This is a genomic window from Serratia sp. Nf2 (assembly GCF_003028435.1).
GTDB lineage: Bacteria > Pseudomonadota > Gammaproteobacteria > Enterobacterales > Enterobacteriaceae > Serratia > Serratia marcescens_L.
This window is the reverse complement of record NZ_PYTW01000043.1, coordinates 1-762: the sequence shown is the minus strand read 5'-3', so window position 1 is coordinate 762 and position 762 is coordinate 1. Positions and strand designations below refer to the sequence as shown.

The 762-nt window shown below is 56.4% G+C and carries 1 protein-coding gene; it reads right to left on the bottom strand.

All coding sequences use genetic code 11. From position 1 onward, the window contains the following. On the bottom strand, window positions 1-762 hold a 762-nt coding region (locus C9411_RS25300; RefSeq protein ID WP_199200162.1), incomplete at both ends, for a phage terminase large subunit family protein.

Here is a 762-nt window from a genome sequence, read left to right as displayed (position 1 = left end):
TGAGCGGATCGTTTTTCACCCGTAGCCACTCAGCCACCAGATATTTCCAGGCCGCGTTCGGGAACAGGCTGTAACCCGCCCAAATGTGAAAACCCGCATGCCCTTTAAATGGTTTGGTTGCGCGCCACTCGCCGCGCTTCACCATGCCCGACTTTTCGTTATGGTGGATCACGCAACCATTATGCCGGCAGACGTAATATGCCGATTCAGGGATGCCTTCTCCATTTTCATCCTTGTCCCACTTGATGCCGTATGGCGTCTCAGGGCCGCCCCACTGCAGTACCTGAAATTCACCGCAGTGCGGGCACGGGACGTAATAGCGGCGCTGATCGCTTTCCTCATACGCCTTTTCAATCCGGCTGGTGCCCTTCACCGTTGGCGTCGAACCCAGGGCAATCTTGCGGTTCCAGAATGTTTCGGAACGCTTAATGCCCAGTGCAATCTGATCACCTTCCACCCCGGCGCCGCCGGACGGATAACCGTCAACTTCGTCAAACAGGATGATCCGGCAGGTAATACGGCGGAAACCGCCGGGGCTGTTTGCCCCCACCAGCGTCAAATTGGCGCCGTTGGCAAAGGTCTTTTTGAGGATGGTCTGATTACTGTCCTTGGCCTTGGGATCACCACAGATTTCCGCCAGCACCGGGGTATCACGCAACATCGGCGCGATCTCGGTTTTACTGTAATCTTCGGCATCTTCAACACGCGGCTGAACGATGAGGATCGGCGACGGGTCATGCGCCAGGTAATAGCCGACAACGT